Source organism: Achromobacter sp. K91, from assembly GCF_003576205.1.
In the GTDB taxonomy this organism is placed as follows: Bacteria; Pseudomonadota; Gammaproteobacteria; order Burkholderiales; family Burkholderiaceae_B; genus Achromobacter; species Achromobacter aegrifaciens.
The window spans coordinates 61,333-74,907 of record NZ_QWFB01000086.1 but is presented as its reverse complement, the minus strand read 5'-3'; the positions used below and the strand labels follow the sequence as shown (position 1 = coordinate 74,907).

At 66.2% G+C, this 13,575-nt stretch carries 11 protein-coding genes and 1 tRNA gene; 7 read left to right on the top strand and 5 right to left on the bottom strand.

Features of this window, described 5'->3' with window-relative positions; translation table 11 throughout:
• The first annotated feature begins 149 nt into the window (after positions 1 to 149).
• The 3 genes from DXK93_RS31040 to DXK93_RS31030 are packed head-to-tail and all read left to right on the top strand — an operon-like array spanning position 150 to position 4,158.
• Entirely contained in the window at positions 150 to 1,640 is a 1,491-nt protein-coding gene (locus DXK93_RS31040) for an FGGY family carbohydrate kinase (protein WP_119452144.1), read from the top strand.
• The gene (locus DXK93_RS31035; protein WP_119452143.1) at positions 1,637 to 3,406 is read left to right on the top strand and encodes a glycerol-3-phosphate dehydrogenase/oxidase; all 1,770 of its coding nucleotides are present in this window, start codon (positions 1,637 to 1,639) and stop codon (positions 3,404 to 3,406) included. The genes DXK93_RS31040 and DXK93_RS31035 overlap by 4 nt, the downstream gene beginning before the upstream one ends.
• Positions 3,403 to 4,158, top strand: coding sequence for a GntR family transcriptional regulator (locus DXK93_RS31030; protein ID WP_119452142.1), 756 nt, complete (start codon positions 3,403 to 3,405; stop codon positions 4,156 to 4,158). The genes DXK93_RS31035 and DXK93_RS31030 overlap by 4 nt, the downstream gene beginning before the upstream one ends.
• Before the next feature lie 42 nt (positions 4,159 to 4,200).
• Here DXK93_RS31030 and DXK93_RS31025 read toward each other — a convergent pair whose 3' ends face one another.
• Together DXK93_RS31025 and DXK93_RS31015 are read right to left on the bottom strand one after the other, a co-directional pair.
• Complete coding sequence (locus tag DXK93_RS31025; RefSeq protein ID WP_309568415.1) at positions 4,201 to 4,521, bottom strand: HigA family addiction module antitoxin; 321 nt, start codon at positions 4,519 to 4,521, stop codon at positions 4,201 to 4,203.
• A gap of 291 nt (positions 4,522 to 4,812) precedes the next feature.
• Positions 4,813 to 4,887 (bottom strand) — tRNA-Arg (locus DXK93_RS31015).
• A 232-nt stretch (positions 4,888 to 5,119) separates the two neighbouring features.
• On the opposite strand from DXK93_RS31015, the gene DXK93_RS31010 reads away from it, so the two are divergent.
• Positions 5,120 to 6,037 (top strand): cytochrome c5 family protein, encoded by a 918-nt coding sequence (locus DXK93_RS31010; protein WP_119452140.1) that lies wholly within the window; start codon positions 5,120 to 5,122, stop codon positions 6,035 to 6,037.
• 108 nt (positions 6,038 to 6,145) lie between these two features.
• Here DXK93_RS31010 and DXK93_RS31005 read toward each other — a convergent pair whose 3' ends face one another.
• A complete protein-coding gene (locus tag DXK93_RS31005; protein WP_054455132.1) occupies positions 6,146 to 6,970 on the bottom strand; it encodes an IclR family transcriptional regulator in 825 nt (274 codons plus the stop codon).
• 160 nt (positions 6,971 to 7,130) lie between these two features.
• On the opposite strand from DXK93_RS31005, the gene DXK93_RS31000 reads away from it, so the two are divergent.
• From DXK93_RS31000 to DXK93_RS30990, 3 genes are read left to right on the top strand one after another with little or no spacing between them, the layout of a single operon-like run.
• Positions 7,131 to 8,195: a GTP-binding protein gene (locus DXK93_RS31000; RefSeq protein ID WP_119452138.1), complete on the top strand. Its 1,065-nt coding sequence runs from the start codon at positions 7,131 to 7,133 to the stop codon at positions 8,193 to 8,195.
• Positions 8,176 to 9,609 (top strand): dihydroorotase family protein, encoded by a 1,434-nt coding sequence (locus DXK93_RS30995; RefSeq protein WP_255509607.1) that lies wholly within the window; start codon positions 8,176 to 8,178, stop codon positions 9,607 to 9,609. Before DXK93_RS31000 ends, DXK93_RS30995 begins: the two co-directional genes overlap by 20 nt.
• 41 nt (positions 9,610 to 9,650) lie before the next feature.
• Positions 9,651 to 10,616: a tripartite tricarboxylate transporter substrate binding protein gene (locus DXK93_RS30990; RefSeq protein WP_119452137.1), complete on the top strand. Its 966-nt coding sequence runs from the start codon at positions 9,651 to 9,653 to the stop codon at positions 10,614 to 10,616.
• Between the two features lie 90 nt (positions 10,617 to 10,706).
• Here the strand turns inward: DXK93_RS30990 and DXK93_RS30985 are convergent, their stop codons facing one another.
• Together DXK93_RS30985 and DXK93_RS30980 are read right to left on the bottom strand one after the other, a co-directional pair.
• A complete protein-coding gene (locus DXK93_RS30985; protein ID WP_119452136.1) occupies positions 10,707 to 12,233 on the bottom strand; it encodes a 3-hydroxyacyl-CoA dehydrogenase in 1,527 nt (508 codons plus the stop codon).
• A 30-nt stretch (positions 12,234 to 12,263) separates the two neighbouring features.
• A complete protein-coding gene (locus DXK93_RS30980) occupies positions 12,264 to 13,493 on the bottom strand; it encodes a CaiB/BaiF CoA-transferase family protein (RefSeq protein ID WP_054455142.1) in 1,230 nt (409 codons plus the stop codon).
• Positions 13,494 to 13,575 lie beyond the last annotated feature (82 nt).

The following is a 13,575-nucleotide window of genomic DNA, read 5'->3' as shown; positions in this document are numbered from 1 at the left end:
AACCCTGCAGCCCTCGGTGCCTGTTGTTCAACCTTGCTTTGGTCGAATCGTTGTTATGACATCGACGAACTATATTGCAGCCGGATTTTTTAGATTACTAGGGGAAACACTGCTATTCTGCGGAAAATATCTGTAGACAATGTTATGACATGAAAACAGACATCTACCTGGGCATAGACATGGGCTCCACGGGCTTGAAGGCAGTTGCCTTCGAGGCCGGGAGCGGGACCACACTGGCCGCATCGGGCGGCGCGCTGCCCTATCGGCAACTGGCGCAAGGCGGTTGTGAACTGCCCGCGGGCGCCATCCAGACGGCGCTGGCGCGGGCCTTGCAAGGCGTGGCAACCCAGTTGGGTCCGCGCTTGGCCGACCTGCGCGCGCTGTGCTGCACCGGCCATGGCGCCGGCCTGTATGCGCTGGATGCAAGCGGCCAATTGCTGGAAGGCCGCGCGGTGGCATCGACTGACCAGCGCGCCGCCGCGCGCGCCCGGGCGCTGGGCCGCAACATGGGGGACGCACTGTATGACGAAGTCGGCTGCCGGCCGTGGTCAGGACAGTCGTCGCTGATCGCTGCAGAACTCTACGGCGCGGACGCCGCTCAACTCCGCCGCATCCGCCACCTGGCGTTCGCCAAGGACTATCTGGGATTCCTGTTGACCGGCGAAATCGTCACGGACGCCAGCGACGCCAGCACGGCCGGCCTGCTGTCGCTCAACACGGGGACTTGGTCCACGATGGCTTTCGAGGCCGCCGGCCTGTCCGGCCTGTCCGCCACGGCGCTGGCGCCCATCGCGCCCAGCGGCGCCGTGATCGGCCGGCTGCGGCCGGCCCAGGCGGCCGCTTTCGGTTTGCCCGCCGGCCTGCCCGTGGCGCTCGGCGCAATCGATCTGCTCGCCTCGCTGAAGGCGGTGAACGCGGAGCGCCAGGGGCACGCCGTGGCCGTGCTCGGCACCTGGTGCGTGAATGCCGTGGTGGCGCCGGCCCGCGAACCGAAGCCGGAGGTGGGCGCCATCGTCAGCTTCGGCGATCCGGACCGCAGGCTTTATCTGGAAAACAGCCCCTCATCGATGGCGAACGTGGCCTGGCTGGCGCGCACCTTGCAGTTCCAGGATGCGGCCGCGGCGGTGGATTGCGCGATGGGCGTGCCCCTGGGCGCCGACGGTCTGCGTTTTCTGCCCTTCATCAATGGCGGCAGCTGGCCGGCGGGAGCCTGCGCGGGTTACGTCGGCCTGCAAGGCCATCACACCCGCGCGCACATGGCGCGTGCCGTGGTGGACGCCGTGGTAGCGCTGCACGCGCGGCACCTGAAGCGCCTGGCGGCGCTTGGACTGGGCGTGCCAGACAAGGTCGCCGCGCTGGGCGGCGGCGCCCGGGACTTGCGTTTGGCGCGCCTGCTGGCGGGCTTTCTGGGCCACGCCGTGGAACGCTGCGGCGACGACGAAACCGGCGCGCGCGGCGCTGCGCTGTATGCCGCGCTGTCGCAGAACCCTGGCGGCGCCGACTTGCTGCCCGCCCCATGCGAACGGGTCGAACCCTTGGCCACCGAAGCGCAGGCGCACGCCGATTTCTACGCCAGCTTCCATGGCCTGGTGGACAGCATGGCCCCGGCTTTCGGCCATCTTGCGGGATCCGCGCGATGACTCCTCGCACATCCGCTTTCATGCGCCCGGCTTCGTTGGCGGGACGCCATTTTTCGACGGTGATCGTAGGCGCGGGCATCAACGGGGCTGGCGTGTTCCGCGACCTGTCGCTGCAGGGCGTGGATTGCCTGATCGTGGACAAGGACGATGTGGCCGCCGGCGCCAGCAGCGCGCCATCGCGCATGATCCACGGCGGCTTGCGCTACCTGGAAAGCGGATCATTTTCCCTGGTGGCGGAGGCCACGCGCGAACGCAATCTGCTGCTGCGCAATGCGGCGCATCTGGTGCAGCCGCTGGAAACCGTGGTGCCGCTATCCAGCCGCTTCGGCGGACTTTGGGGCAGCATGCTGCGCTTTGCCGGCCTGAACGCCTCGCCTGGCGCGCGGGGACTGTGCGTGGTGGGACTGGGCTTGCGCCTCTATGACAAGCTGGGCCGCAACCAGCGCGTCATGCCCGAACATCGCATCGAGCGCCTGCCGGCGGCGGACAGCGCGCTGTTCGGCGCGGCGGTGCGCTGGACGGCCACGTATTACGACGCCTGGATACGGCATCCGGAATGGCTGGTGCTGGAGCTGATCGACGATGCGCATCGCGGCCACCCGGCCTCGGTCGCGTCGAACTATTGCAGCGTGACGGCTTGCCAGGGCCGCGCCATTACCCTGCGCGATGCGCTGACCGGCGAATCCGTGCAAGTGACTGCCGACACGGTGGTCAACGCAACGGGCGCCTGGCTGGACCGCGCGGCTGGCGCCCTGGAAGGCGACGGCTCGCGCGTCATGGGCACCAAAGGATCACACCTGATCCTGGATCACCCCGCACTGCGCACCGCGCTCCAGGGACGCATGGCGTACTTCGAGGCGTCCGACGGCCGGGTGTGCATCGTCTACCCGTTCCTGGACCGGGTGCTGGTGGGATCCACCGACATTCCGGTGGATGATCCCGACCTCGCCGCGACCGAACCGGCGGAGATCGACTACCTGCTCGATGTACTGCATGAGGTGTTTCCCCGCCTGGACTTCAGCCGGAAGGACGTGGTCTACACTTACGTGGGCGTCAGGCCGCTGGCCCAGTCGGATGCCGACAAACCCGGGCAGATATCGCGCGACCACGCGGTGGTGATCGACCCGCCCAACTCGCGCCGCGAGGTGCCGATGGTGTGCCTGGTCGGCGGAAAATGGACGACGTTCCGTTCGCTGGCGCAACTGGCGGCCGACGCGGTGCTGCAGCAACTGGGCCGCGCGCGGCGGCAGTCGACCGAGCAGGTGGCGATCGGTGGAGGCGCGGGCATGCCCGCCGATGCGGCGGGACGGCAACGCTTTCTGGACAGCATTCAGGCCGCCACCGCGCTGGACCGCGGGCGCGTCGCCGAACTGTTCATGCGCTATGGTGCGCGGGCGGGCGTCGTGGCGGCGGATTTCGCCGCGGCGGGCGATAAGCCCTTGCGCCACGCGCCAGATCATTCAACGGCCGAGATCCGCTATCTGTGCCGCGAAACGTCTGTGCAGCACCTGGCCGACCTGGCGATCCGGCGCACCTTGCTGGCCATTCGCGGCCATGTCACGCCGGCACTGCTTGCGGAACTGGCGGATATCGCCGCAGCCGAGCTGGGCTGGAGCCCGGCGCGCCGGCAAGACGAGTTACGAGCCTGCACCGCGACGCTGCGGGACCGGCACTGTGTTCAACTTCCTCCAGACGAGGCGCCCTGGGCAGAGCCCGCCGATTCCGCCTTGGCTACAGGTTCGATTTCAAACTCTTTGACGACATGAGCAGCCCCATCTCCACCGAAGCCATATTGGACCGCAGCGCCGGCGCCCCGCTCTGGACACAGTTCCGCGACGTGGTGCGCGGCAAGATCCTGCAAGGCGAACTGGCCGTGGGCGACAAGCTGCCCACCGAGGCCGAGTTCGGCGAGCAATATGGCATTTCGCGCATCGTCGTGCGCGAAGCGCTGGCGGACCTGGTCCGCAACGGCCTGATCTACAAGATCCGCGGCCAGGGCGCCTTCGTGTCGGCGCGCGAGCGCGACGAAGACTTCGTGTCCACCGTGCTGGGCTTTTCGGACGAAATGGAGCGCAAGGGCCGCACGGTACGCACCCAGGTGCTGCTGCAGGAACTCCGCGCCCCCACGGCGCACGAAGCCAGTTCGCTAGGGCTGACCGAAGACAGCCAGGTCGTGGCGCTCAAGCGGTTGCGCAGCGTCGACGGCGAACTGCAGTTGCTGGTGGAAACGGCCGTGCCCGCGGACCTGGTGCCGGGCCTGCACCGCACCCGCCTGGAAAACCGTTCGCTCTACGACGTGCTGCGCAGACAGTACGGCCTGCGCATCGTGCGCGCGGAACGTTGGATAGACGCGGTGCAACCGGACGCCCAGACCTGCGAATTGCTGGGCATGAAAGATCCCGAACCCTTGCTGCGCATCGAGTCCATCGCCTATGGCGCCAACGGGCGGGCGCTGGAGCACTACCGCGCCTTGCACCGCTGCAAGTCCAGCCGGCTGCATGTGCAGACTACTACCTGAGACGGCAGGAGGCTGGCCTGTTTGGCGATCAAATTGACAGGATCACTGCGCGGCTGCTGTCGAAGTCAACGGCCTAACGGGCGGCTGCTCATGCTGTAGCGCCTGCCACAGATCATAGTTAGCCTGCATTGCGACCCAAGCCTGGGCAGTACTGGCCCCGGCATGCTCCAGACGGACGGCAAGATCCGGGCTGATGCCCGCCTTGCCGTTGAGAACTCGTGAAAGCGCCACGCGCGACATGGCCAGCCTGTCGGCAGCCTCGGTCACCGATAGCCCCAAGGGAACAATTACATCGTTCCGGAGAATTTCACCCGGATGCGGAGGGTTCTGCATCATGATTGGCCTTGAACGGCTGCTGGACATGCAATATGTCAGCCAAAACCTTCTGCGACAAGCCTCGTGTCTACCGCAGTTCTTGAAGTGGCATATCCTGAAGCATCCGTCCACGCAGATGGGCGCAAGACGTCAAGATGCTCTTCGAGCGCTACTCGAAGTGGATCGACAAGATCGCAAATCAGCCAGGGGAGAGACACGATGCGGCGGCTTGCTGCGCGGCATCTTCGGGCGAGGCCAATCAGGCCTTCTGAACCGGAATCGGAACAGCCACATTCAGGCCCAGTGCGGACCCAAGCCATTCCTTAGTCTTGGATTTGGTGGCGCGCCCGACAGGAATCGAACCTGTATCAAGAGCTTCGGAAACTCTCATTCTATCCATTGAACTACGGGCGCAGCGCAAGGAGGCGGTATTGTACCCAGTTTTCGCTGAACTGCATGAACGGGATCAAATCTTCCGGCAAACTCAGCGAAAACCCCGTCGGTTGCATTGGACTCGTGTCTATGACACCGTTATATAATCCAGCGTTTGCTTGCAAGGCGGGCTCTTCATGCCGCCGACTTGTGCAGTACTGATTTTCTGTTGCCGCCGCCAGGCGCCCCCGGTACCCGTTAGCAGGATTTGGTCATGAGCAACGAGCAGGAACACATAGAAGAGCACTCCTCCCCCATCAAGACCCCGAAGCAACTGATCGTCACGATCGTCCTGTCTTTCGTGATCCCGATCGCCATCATCATCCTATTGGTGAACATGGTGGTGTCGGGCAACAAAACAGGAGCGGGTTCGGACACGCTGTCCCAAGAAGCTGTCGCCAAGCGCATTGCCCCGGTCGCGGGTTTCCAGCTGGTCGATGCAAATGCCCCCAAGGTCTTCAAGACCGGCGAACAGGTCTTCGCCGCCGTCTGTACGGCCTGTCATACCGCCGGCGTGGCTGGCGCACCCAAGGTGGGCGATAACGCCGCCTGGGCGCCCTTCATCACCGCGGGCTACGACGCCATGATGAACGTGGCCCTGCACGGCAAGGGCGGCATGCCCGCCAAGGGTGGCAACCCCACGCTGTCCGACTACGAAGTCGCGCGCGCCGTGGTGTACATGGCCAACAAGTCGGGCGCTTCGCTGCCCGAACCCGCCGCTCCGGCCGCGGAAGGCGACAAGAAGGAAGCCGCTGCCGCTCCCGCCGCAGCGCCTGCAGCGCCCGCCGCTGCCGCCCCCGCTGCGGCAGCTCCGGCACCGGCCGCCGCCACGCCTGCTCCCGCTCCCGCTCCGGCAGCCCAAGCCGCCGCGCCGCAAGCAGCGGCAGTCAATCCGGCTGGCGAAAAGCTGTACAAGAGCGTCTGTTTCGCCTGCCATGCCACCGGCGTGGCCAACGCCCCCAAGTTCGGCGACAAGGCCGCCTGGGAGCCCTACATCAAGACCGGCATGGACGCCATGGTGAAGGTCGCCATGCAAGGCAAGCCGCCGATGCCCCCGAAGGGCGGCGCGGCCAACGCCTCGGAAGACGACATCCGCGCAGCGGTGCAGTACATGGTGGATGCGGCCAAGTGAAGTAAGGCTCGCGGCCCATGATGAATAAAGCCCCTTGATCTGATCAAGGGGCTTTTTCTTTGCGCCAGACCACGGGCGCGACTCGATTGCGAAGTCTTGTGCTGGCGCTCAGGCGCGCGCCACCCAGGCGCCTTCCACCTCGGCCAACTGGCTGCTGATCTGGCCGGCGGCCTCGATGACCGCCGCGCGGAACGGCTCGAGACGGCAATGCTCGGCGCGCACGATCAGGCTCAGCCCGGCCACCACGCGTTGCTCCAGAAAAATCGGCGCTGCAATGCCTATGGTCCCCGGCGTGATCTCGGAATCGCTGACGGCGACGCCCGCCTCGCGGATGGCATCGAGTTCCAGGCACAGGTCCTTCAGGCTCTTCCAGTGCGAAATGGCGCGCACTTCCTCTTCGTGGGCCAGGTACATGCGCTCCAGGGCGCGGCGGCTCTGGTGCGCCAGGATGACTTTGGAGGTGGCGCCGCGGAACATCGGCATGGTGGCGCCGCGTTCGTAGCGGCCCACGCGCGCGGCCGGATCGCCGATTTCCTGGTGGATGCACATGACCTTGTCCTGGTAGCTGCGCGTGAGCACCGAGGCCGACGAGGGCGTGGTGGCCTCCACCAGCCGCCGCATCAGCGGCTCCGCCACCTTGAGCAAGGGGTCGCCATGGCGCATCAGCAGGTCGAAATGGGCAAACGTGGGCCCCAGCACGTAGCGCGCGCCCATCACCGGGGTCAGGAAATCCGCGCGCACCAGTTCCTGCACGTCGCGATAGGCCGAGCTGACGGACACATCCATTTCAACGGCGATTTCCTCCACCGACCATGCGGCGCTCCTGTCATAGAGCTGCAGGATGTGCAGTATCCGGTTGCGCGTCCTGATTTCACCCGCCACGTCGCCCTCTCTTTGTTGTTGCGCCTTTACGGCCCGCAATTTCGCATCCATTGCGAAATTTAATTTCTCCGCGATTCTAGCAGCGTCATCCCTCCCTCTGCCCCGAGGCTGTGGCGCGAAATCGCGGGGGGCTTGCCAAAGCGTCAAGTGGATGCAAAAATCCATTTAATCGCAATGATTGCGAATTTAATGTTTTTTGCAAAGGCGCATCATGGCAATCGATGGAACCTCCGAAACACGCATCCCGGTCACCTTGCTGACGGGCTTCCTGGGCAGCGGCAAGACCACTCTGCTGAATCACTGGCTGCGCGATCCGGCGCTGGCCGATGCGGCGGTCATCGTCAACGAGTTTGGCGAGATCGGCATCGATCACGCGCTGATCGCCAGCAGTAACGACAACACCATCGAACTGAGCACGGGATGCCTGTGCTGCACCGTGCAGGGCGATCTGGTCGAGACGCTGCGCGATTTGCGCGCCAAGCGCAGCGCTGGCCAGATTCCGGCCTTCGACCGCGTCCTGATCGAGACCACGGGCATGGCCGACGTGGTGCCGGTCATCCAGGCCTTGATGACGTTTCCGGTGGCGCGCTCGTTTCGCCTGAACCGCGTGCTGACCGTGGTGGATGCCGTCAACGGGCCAGGCACCCTGGCGGCACACCCGGAAGCCATCAAGCAGGTGGCTGTGGCCGATGCCTTGATCGTCACCAAGACCGACCTGCCGGGCGCGCGCGGCGCGGCGCTTGTGGACACGCTTGCGCAAGTCAACCCCGGCGCCACGCGCCTGGTCTGCGACCCCGCCGCCCGGCCGGACGCCGCCGTGCTGGACGGACCCGACGTCTATGACGTGGATGTGCGCCCGGAGCAGGCGCGGCAATGGCTCAATGCCGCGCCCTACGCGGACGGGCATGGGCATGGGCACCACCATGAACACACGCATGCGCATGACCATGCGCGCATCGACAGCTTCTGCCTGGACTTCGCCGCCCCCCTGCACTGGTCCCAGGTCAGCGCCTGGCTGGATGCGCTGGTCATGGCGCATCCCGACGAGCTGCTGCGCGTCAAGGGCATCCTGCACATAGCCGGCCACGAACGGCCCATCGTGCTGCAAGCGGTGCAGCGCCTGTTCCATCCGCCTGTCGAGTTGCCGCAATGGCCGGACGCGGACCGGCAATCCCGCATGGTTTTCATTACCAAAGGCCTGAGCAAGGACTACGTCATGCAGGTCTGGGACACGGTGCGCGAGCGCGCCCTCCCGCCTGCCGCCCGCGCGGCCTGATCGTTTCGGCATTCCCCATCACAAGGAAAACAGCATGGACACTTTGATCAAGAACGGCCTGGTGGTCACTCCCCAGGGACAGGTGCGCGCCTCTATCGGCATCCGCGACGGCAAGATCGCCGGCTTGTACGAGGCAGGCAGCGAACCCGAGGCGCGCAACGTCATCGACGCCAGCGGCCTGGCCGTATTGCCGGGCGCGATCGACATGCACTCGCACCACCGCCAGGGCTCGCAGAAGGGGTTCGAGTACAAGGACACCATCCTCACCGCCACGCAGCAATGCGCCGCTGGCGGCGTTACCACCAGCGTGGGCATGCCCAACGTCAATCCGCCGCCCAACTCGCTGGACCTGCTGGAAAAGCAGTTCGCCATCTACCGCAGCGATGCCGTGGTCGACTGGAACTTCAACCCGGCGCCGACGATAGAGTCGGAAATGGAAGCCATGACCGCCACGGGTATCGCCGCGTTCAAGATCTTCATGGTGGTGGACACGGGCCGAGACTACCCGCACATGCCCGGCATCGGCGTGCATGATCACGGCAAGCTGCTGCGCATCATGCAGCGCTGCGCCGAACTGGACGTGCCCTTGATGGTGCATCCCCACGACCAGGCCCTGATGGACGTGATCGAACAGACCTACTGGGACCGGGGCGAACGCGACGCTCTCGCCTATGCGCGCGCCTACGCCGCCCACGATGGCGTGATCTGGGAAACCGCCATTGCCACGCTGCTGCGGCTGCAGAAGGCGGCCGGCTGCCACCTGCACATCCTGCACACCCAGACCGCCGGCAGCGTGCAGCTCATCCGCGAGGCCAAGGCGGCAGGCCAGAAGGTCACCTGCGAAATCAATCCCTGGGCCCTGTTCCTGGGTTGCGAATGGTCGGCCATCCAGCGCCTGGGCTCGTATGCGCTGTCGTACTGGGTGCCGGAGAAGAACGTGCCCGGCTTGTGGGAAGGCCTGAACGACGGAACGATCGACATCATCGCCACCGACCATGCGCCGCACACGCGCGAAGAAAAGGAAGTGGGCTGGACCGATGGCTGGAAAGCCCATACCGGCACGCCATCGACGCAGTTCTACCTGAGCATGTTCCTGACGGCGGCCCAGGAAGGCAAGATCAGCCTGGAGCGCGTGGCCGAGGCATGTTCGGCCAAGCCCGCGGAATTGTTCCGACTGCGCAGCAAGGGTGAAATCCGCGCGGGCCTGGACGCCGATCTGGTGCTGGTCGATCTGGAGACGGAATACGAGGTGCGTGACGAGGACGTGCTCAGCCTGGTGGGCTGGAGCCCCTATGCCGGCCGCCGCCTCAAGGGCAAGCCGGTGCACACGCTGGTGCGCGGCGCCACGGTGTACGCGGACGGTAAAGTGGTCGGCGCCAAGGGCGGCGGCCAGATGGCTGCCGCGGTACGCTGAAGCCCAGGCCGCGCATCACTACGACACAAGGGGAAAACATCATGAATCGTCGTCAGTTCTCGCGGCTGCTGGCTTCTGCGCCATTGCTGCTGCCCACGTTGGTCCGCGCCCAGGATGGGACCGCCATCACGTTGATCGTGCCGTATCCGCCTGGCGGCAATACCGACTACGTGGCGCGCATTACCTCCGATTCGCTGCGCCGCACCCTGGGTTCATCGGTCGTCGTGAAGAACCAGGCCGGCGCAGGCGGCACCATTGCCACCGATGCGCTGATACGCTCGCGCAACGACGGCAACACGCTGATGGTGGGCTCCATCGGCCAGGTTTCGCTGGTGCGGTTTTTGTTCAATGTGCGTTACGACCCGTTGAACGATCTGGTGCCGGTCGCCAACATCGCCAGCAATCCGCTGGTGCTCACGGTGCCGTCCAGTTCGCGTTTCCAGAGCCTGGCGCAACTGATCGAGTATGGCCGGGCCAAGCCGGGCGCGCTGACCGTCGCGCACGGCGGCGAAGGGTCGATGTCGCACATGTCGGTGCTGGTGTTTCTCAAGCGCGCGGGTGTCGAGGCGACACTGATCGGCTACCGGGGCGGCGCGCCCGCCCTGCTCGACACCATGGGCGGCACGACCGATCTGTACTCGGCCAACATCTCCGAAATCCTGCCGTACAAGGACAGCGGCCGCATTCGTTTCCTGGGCGTGTCCAGCCGCCAGCCCGTGCCTCAGTTGCCCGGCGTGCCGGCCATCGCCGACACCATCTCCGGACACGAGATCGAAACCTGGAACGGCCTGTTCGCGCCCCCTGGCACGCCCGCCGAAGTGGTGGACAGGCTGGCCGACGCCGTGCAGGTCATGCTGCGCGACCCGGAGGTGCTCAGCAAATTCGACGCGTCCGGCAGCCAGCCGCGGGCAGGCGAAGTAAAGGAGAAGTTCGCCCGGCGCATCCGCGACGACATCGCGCTATGGACGCCGCTGGTGTCCCTGATCGGGGTCAAGCCGGCGAACTGAGGCGGCCGGCGTCGCGAAAAAAAGCCCGCAAGACATGATGTCTTGCGGGCTTTTTCGCATGCCAGGGCGGCGCCTGCCATGCTCATCGCGTCACTCTTCGCCAGCCGCCTTGGTCAGCGACATGCCCAGCTGCACGCGGCGCTGCAGCCACAGGCTGGGGCGATAGCGTGGATCGCCGGTCACGCGCTGCATGCTCTTGAGGATTTCCAGGATGCGGTCGGCGCCGAGCTTGTCGCCCAGGGCCAGCGGGCCCACCGGATAACCCAGGCCCAGCGTCACCGCCAGGTCGATGTCCTTGGGCGTGGCGATCTGCTGCTGCGCGATGTCGCTGGCGATGTTGACGATGGTGGCGACGATGCGCTGGGCGATGAAGCCAGGCGAATCCTCGATCACCGTGACGGGCACGCCGTCCGCAGCCAGCAGCGCGTGCGCGGCGTCGCGCCACTTGGCTTCGGTGGCGGGCGACACCATGATGGTGCGGCGCTTGGCGCTGTCGAAAGCGTAGAGCGTGTCCAGGCCGACCGTGCGGGCCGCGTTCAGGCCTTGCGCGGAAACGGTGGTGGAGACGTCTTCGCCGTAGGGCGTGACCAGGATGAGCGCGTCGGCGTCGGGCGTGGAACCGGTCACCAGCGTGGCGCCCAGCTTTTCGACCAGCGCAGCGGCGCGGGCGTAGCCTTCACCGTGCTTGGGGCTGACCCAGACCTTCAGGTTTTCGGGCAGCGCCGGCACGGGCGGCTCGGCTGGCACCTGCTTCTGGCCGTCGGCGTAGACGTAGAAACCTTCGCCGGCCTTGCGGCCGATCAGCCCGCCCGCCAGGCGCACGGTGGTGATGGGCGAAGGACGGAAGCGCGGCTCGTCGAAGAACTGGCGGTAGATGGACTCCATGACGGGGTGCGACACGTCCAGCGCCGTCAGGTCCAGCAGTTCGAACGGCCCCATGCGGAAACCGGCCTGTTCGCGCATCACGGCGTCGACCTGGGCGAAGGTCGCCACGGCTTCCTGCGCCACGCGCAGGCCTTCGGTATTCATGCCGCGGCCAGCGTGGTTGACGATGAAGCCCGGCATGTCCTTGGCGCGCACGGGCGTGTGGCCCATGCGGCGCGCCAGATCGGCCAGCGCGTCGCCGACTTCGGGCGCGCTGCGCAGGCCGTCGATGACTTCGACCACCTTCATCAGCGCGACCGGGTTGAAGAAGTGGTAGCCGGCCACGCGCTGCGGCCGCTTGCAGGCGGCGGCGATGGCGGTGATCGACAGCGACGAGGTGTTCGACGCCAGGATGCAATCTTCGGCCACCACGCCTTCCAGCGCGGCAAACAGGTCACGCTTGACGTCCAGGCGTTCGACGATGGCTTCCACCACCAGCTGGCAGTTGGACATGTCGGTCAGCGCGGTGGCGGATTCCACGCGTTCCAGCGCGGCCTGCGCGTCGGCCGCGCTCAGCTTGCCCTTCTGGGCCAGCTTGTCCCAGGTCTGGCGCAACGATTCGCGCGCAGCCGCCACGGCATCGGCGCTGGTGTCGTACAGGCGCACGCGCAGCCCGGCCTGCGCCGCGATCTGCGCGATGCCGCGCCCCATGGCCCCGGCGCCGACGACGCCGATGGTTTGAATCTCCTTCATCAACACTCTCCTGCCTTTATTGGATGGGGTTCAGGCCCGGCTTTGCGCCAGCGCCAGGATTTCTTCGGCCGACAGGCCCAGCTTCTCGGACAGCACCTGTTCGGTGTGCTCGCCCAGCATGGGCGGCGGACGACGGTACTCGACCGGGCTGTCGGAAAACTTCAGCGGGCTGGAGGCAATGGGCACTGTGCCCGCGGTCGGATGCGGCATTTCGCGCTTCATGCCGCGCGCCAGGACCTGCGGGTCTTCGTAGACCTGGTCCAGCGTGTTGATGGGGCCGGCGGGAACGCCCACGCCTTCCAGCGCGGCCAGCCAGTGGTCGCGCGCGCCGGTGGCCATGCGTTCGGCCAGGAGCGGCACCAGTTCGGCGCGGTTCTTCACGCGCTGCGGATTGGTGGCAAAGCGCGGATCGGCCGACAGCTCGGGCAGGCCGATCGCGCCGCAGTAGTTGCGGAACTGGCTGTCGTTGCCGACCGCCACGATCAGGTGGCCGTCGCTGGCCGCGAAGACCTGGTAAGGCACCAGATTCTGGTGCGCATTGCCGGCGCGCTTGGGCGCCACGCCCGAGGTCATGTAATTGAGGTTCTGGTTGGCCAGCATGCTGACCTGGCAGTCCAGCAGCGCCATGTCGATGTGCTGGCCCAGGCCGCTGCGCGAGCGCTCGTGCAGCGCGGCCAGGATGCCCACCGTGGAGTACATGCCGGTCATCAGGTCGGTCACCGCCACGCCCGCTTTCTGCGGCCCGCCGCCGGGCAGGTCATCGCGTTCGCCGGTGATGCTCATCAGCCCGCCCATGCCCTGGATCATGAAGTCATAGCCGGGGCGGCTGGCGTAAGGGCCGGTCTGGCCGAAGCCGGTGATGGAGCAGTAGATCAGGCGCGGGTTGAGCTCCTTCAGGCTTTCGTAGTCCAGGCCGTACTTGGACAGGCCGCCCACCTTGAAGTTTTCAACCAGGATGTCGCTTTGCAACGCCAGTTCGCGCACCAGCTCGGCGCCGCGCGGCGAGGCGATGTCCAGCGCCACCGACAGCTTGTTGCGGTTGGCGGACAGGTAATAGGCAGCTTCGGTGGTGTCGTTGCCCGCCTCGTCCTTCAGGTACGGAGGCCCCCAAGCCCGCGTGTCGTCGCCCGCGCCGGGGCGTTCGATCTTGATGACCTCGGCGCCGAGGTCGGCGAGGTTCTGGGTGCACCAGGGACCCGCCAGGACGCGGGTGAGATCCAGCACGCGTATGCCGGTAAGGGGAGCGGGACGTTGCGACATTAGTCTTTTCGCTAGAAGAGAAATGAAAACGTCCGGCTTGCGGCGGCGCGCAAGCCAGACTGGAATTCCGTCATGCCGGCGG

What these genes read in the sequence shown, in the direction of transcription:
- DXK93_RS30990 (WP_119452137.1), top strand. Translation starts at nt 9,651, where the DNA reads ATGAATCGTCGTCAGTTCTCGCGGCTGCTGGCTTCTGCGCCATTGCTG.
- DXK93_RS31030 (WP_119452142.1), top strand. Translation starts at nt 3,403, where the DNA reads ATGAGCAGCCCCATCTCCACCGAAGCCATATTGGACCGCAGCGCCGGC.
- DXK93_RS30985 (WP_119452136.1), bottom strand. Translation starts at nt 12,233, where the DNA reads ATGAAGGAGATTCAAACCATCGGCGTCGTCGGCGCCGGGGCCATGGGG.
- DXK93_RS31035 (WP_119452143.1), top strand. Translation starts at nt 1,637, where the DNA reads ATGACTCCTCGCACATCCGCTTTCATGCGCCCGGCTTCGTTGGCGGGA.
- DXK93_RS30980 (WP_054455142.1), bottom strand. Translation starts at nt 13,493, where the DNA reads ATGTCGCAACGTCCCGCTCCCCTTACCGGCATACGCGTGCTGGATCTC.
- DXK93_RS31010 (WP_119452140.1), top strand. Translation starts at nt 5,120, where the DNA reads ATGAGCAACGAGCAGGAACACATAGAAGAGCACTCCTCCCCCATCAAG.
- DXK93_RS31000 (WP_119452138.1), top strand. Translation starts at nt 7,131, where the DNA reads ATGGCAATCGATGGAACCTCCGAAACACGCATCCCGGTCACCTTGCTG.
- DXK93_RS31005 (WP_054455132.1), bottom strand. Translation starts at nt 6,970, where the DNA reads ATGGATGCGAAATTGCGGGCCGTAAAGGCGCAACAACAAAGAGAGGGC.
- DXK93_RS31040 (WP_119452144.1), top strand. Translation starts at nt 150, where the DNA reads ATGAAAACAGACATCTACCTGGGCATAGACATGGGCTCCACGGGCTTG.
- DXK93_RS31025 (WP_309568415.1), bottom strand. Translation starts at nt 4,521, where the DNA reads ATGTCCAGCAGCCGTTCAAGGCCAATCATGATGCAGAACCCTCCGCAT.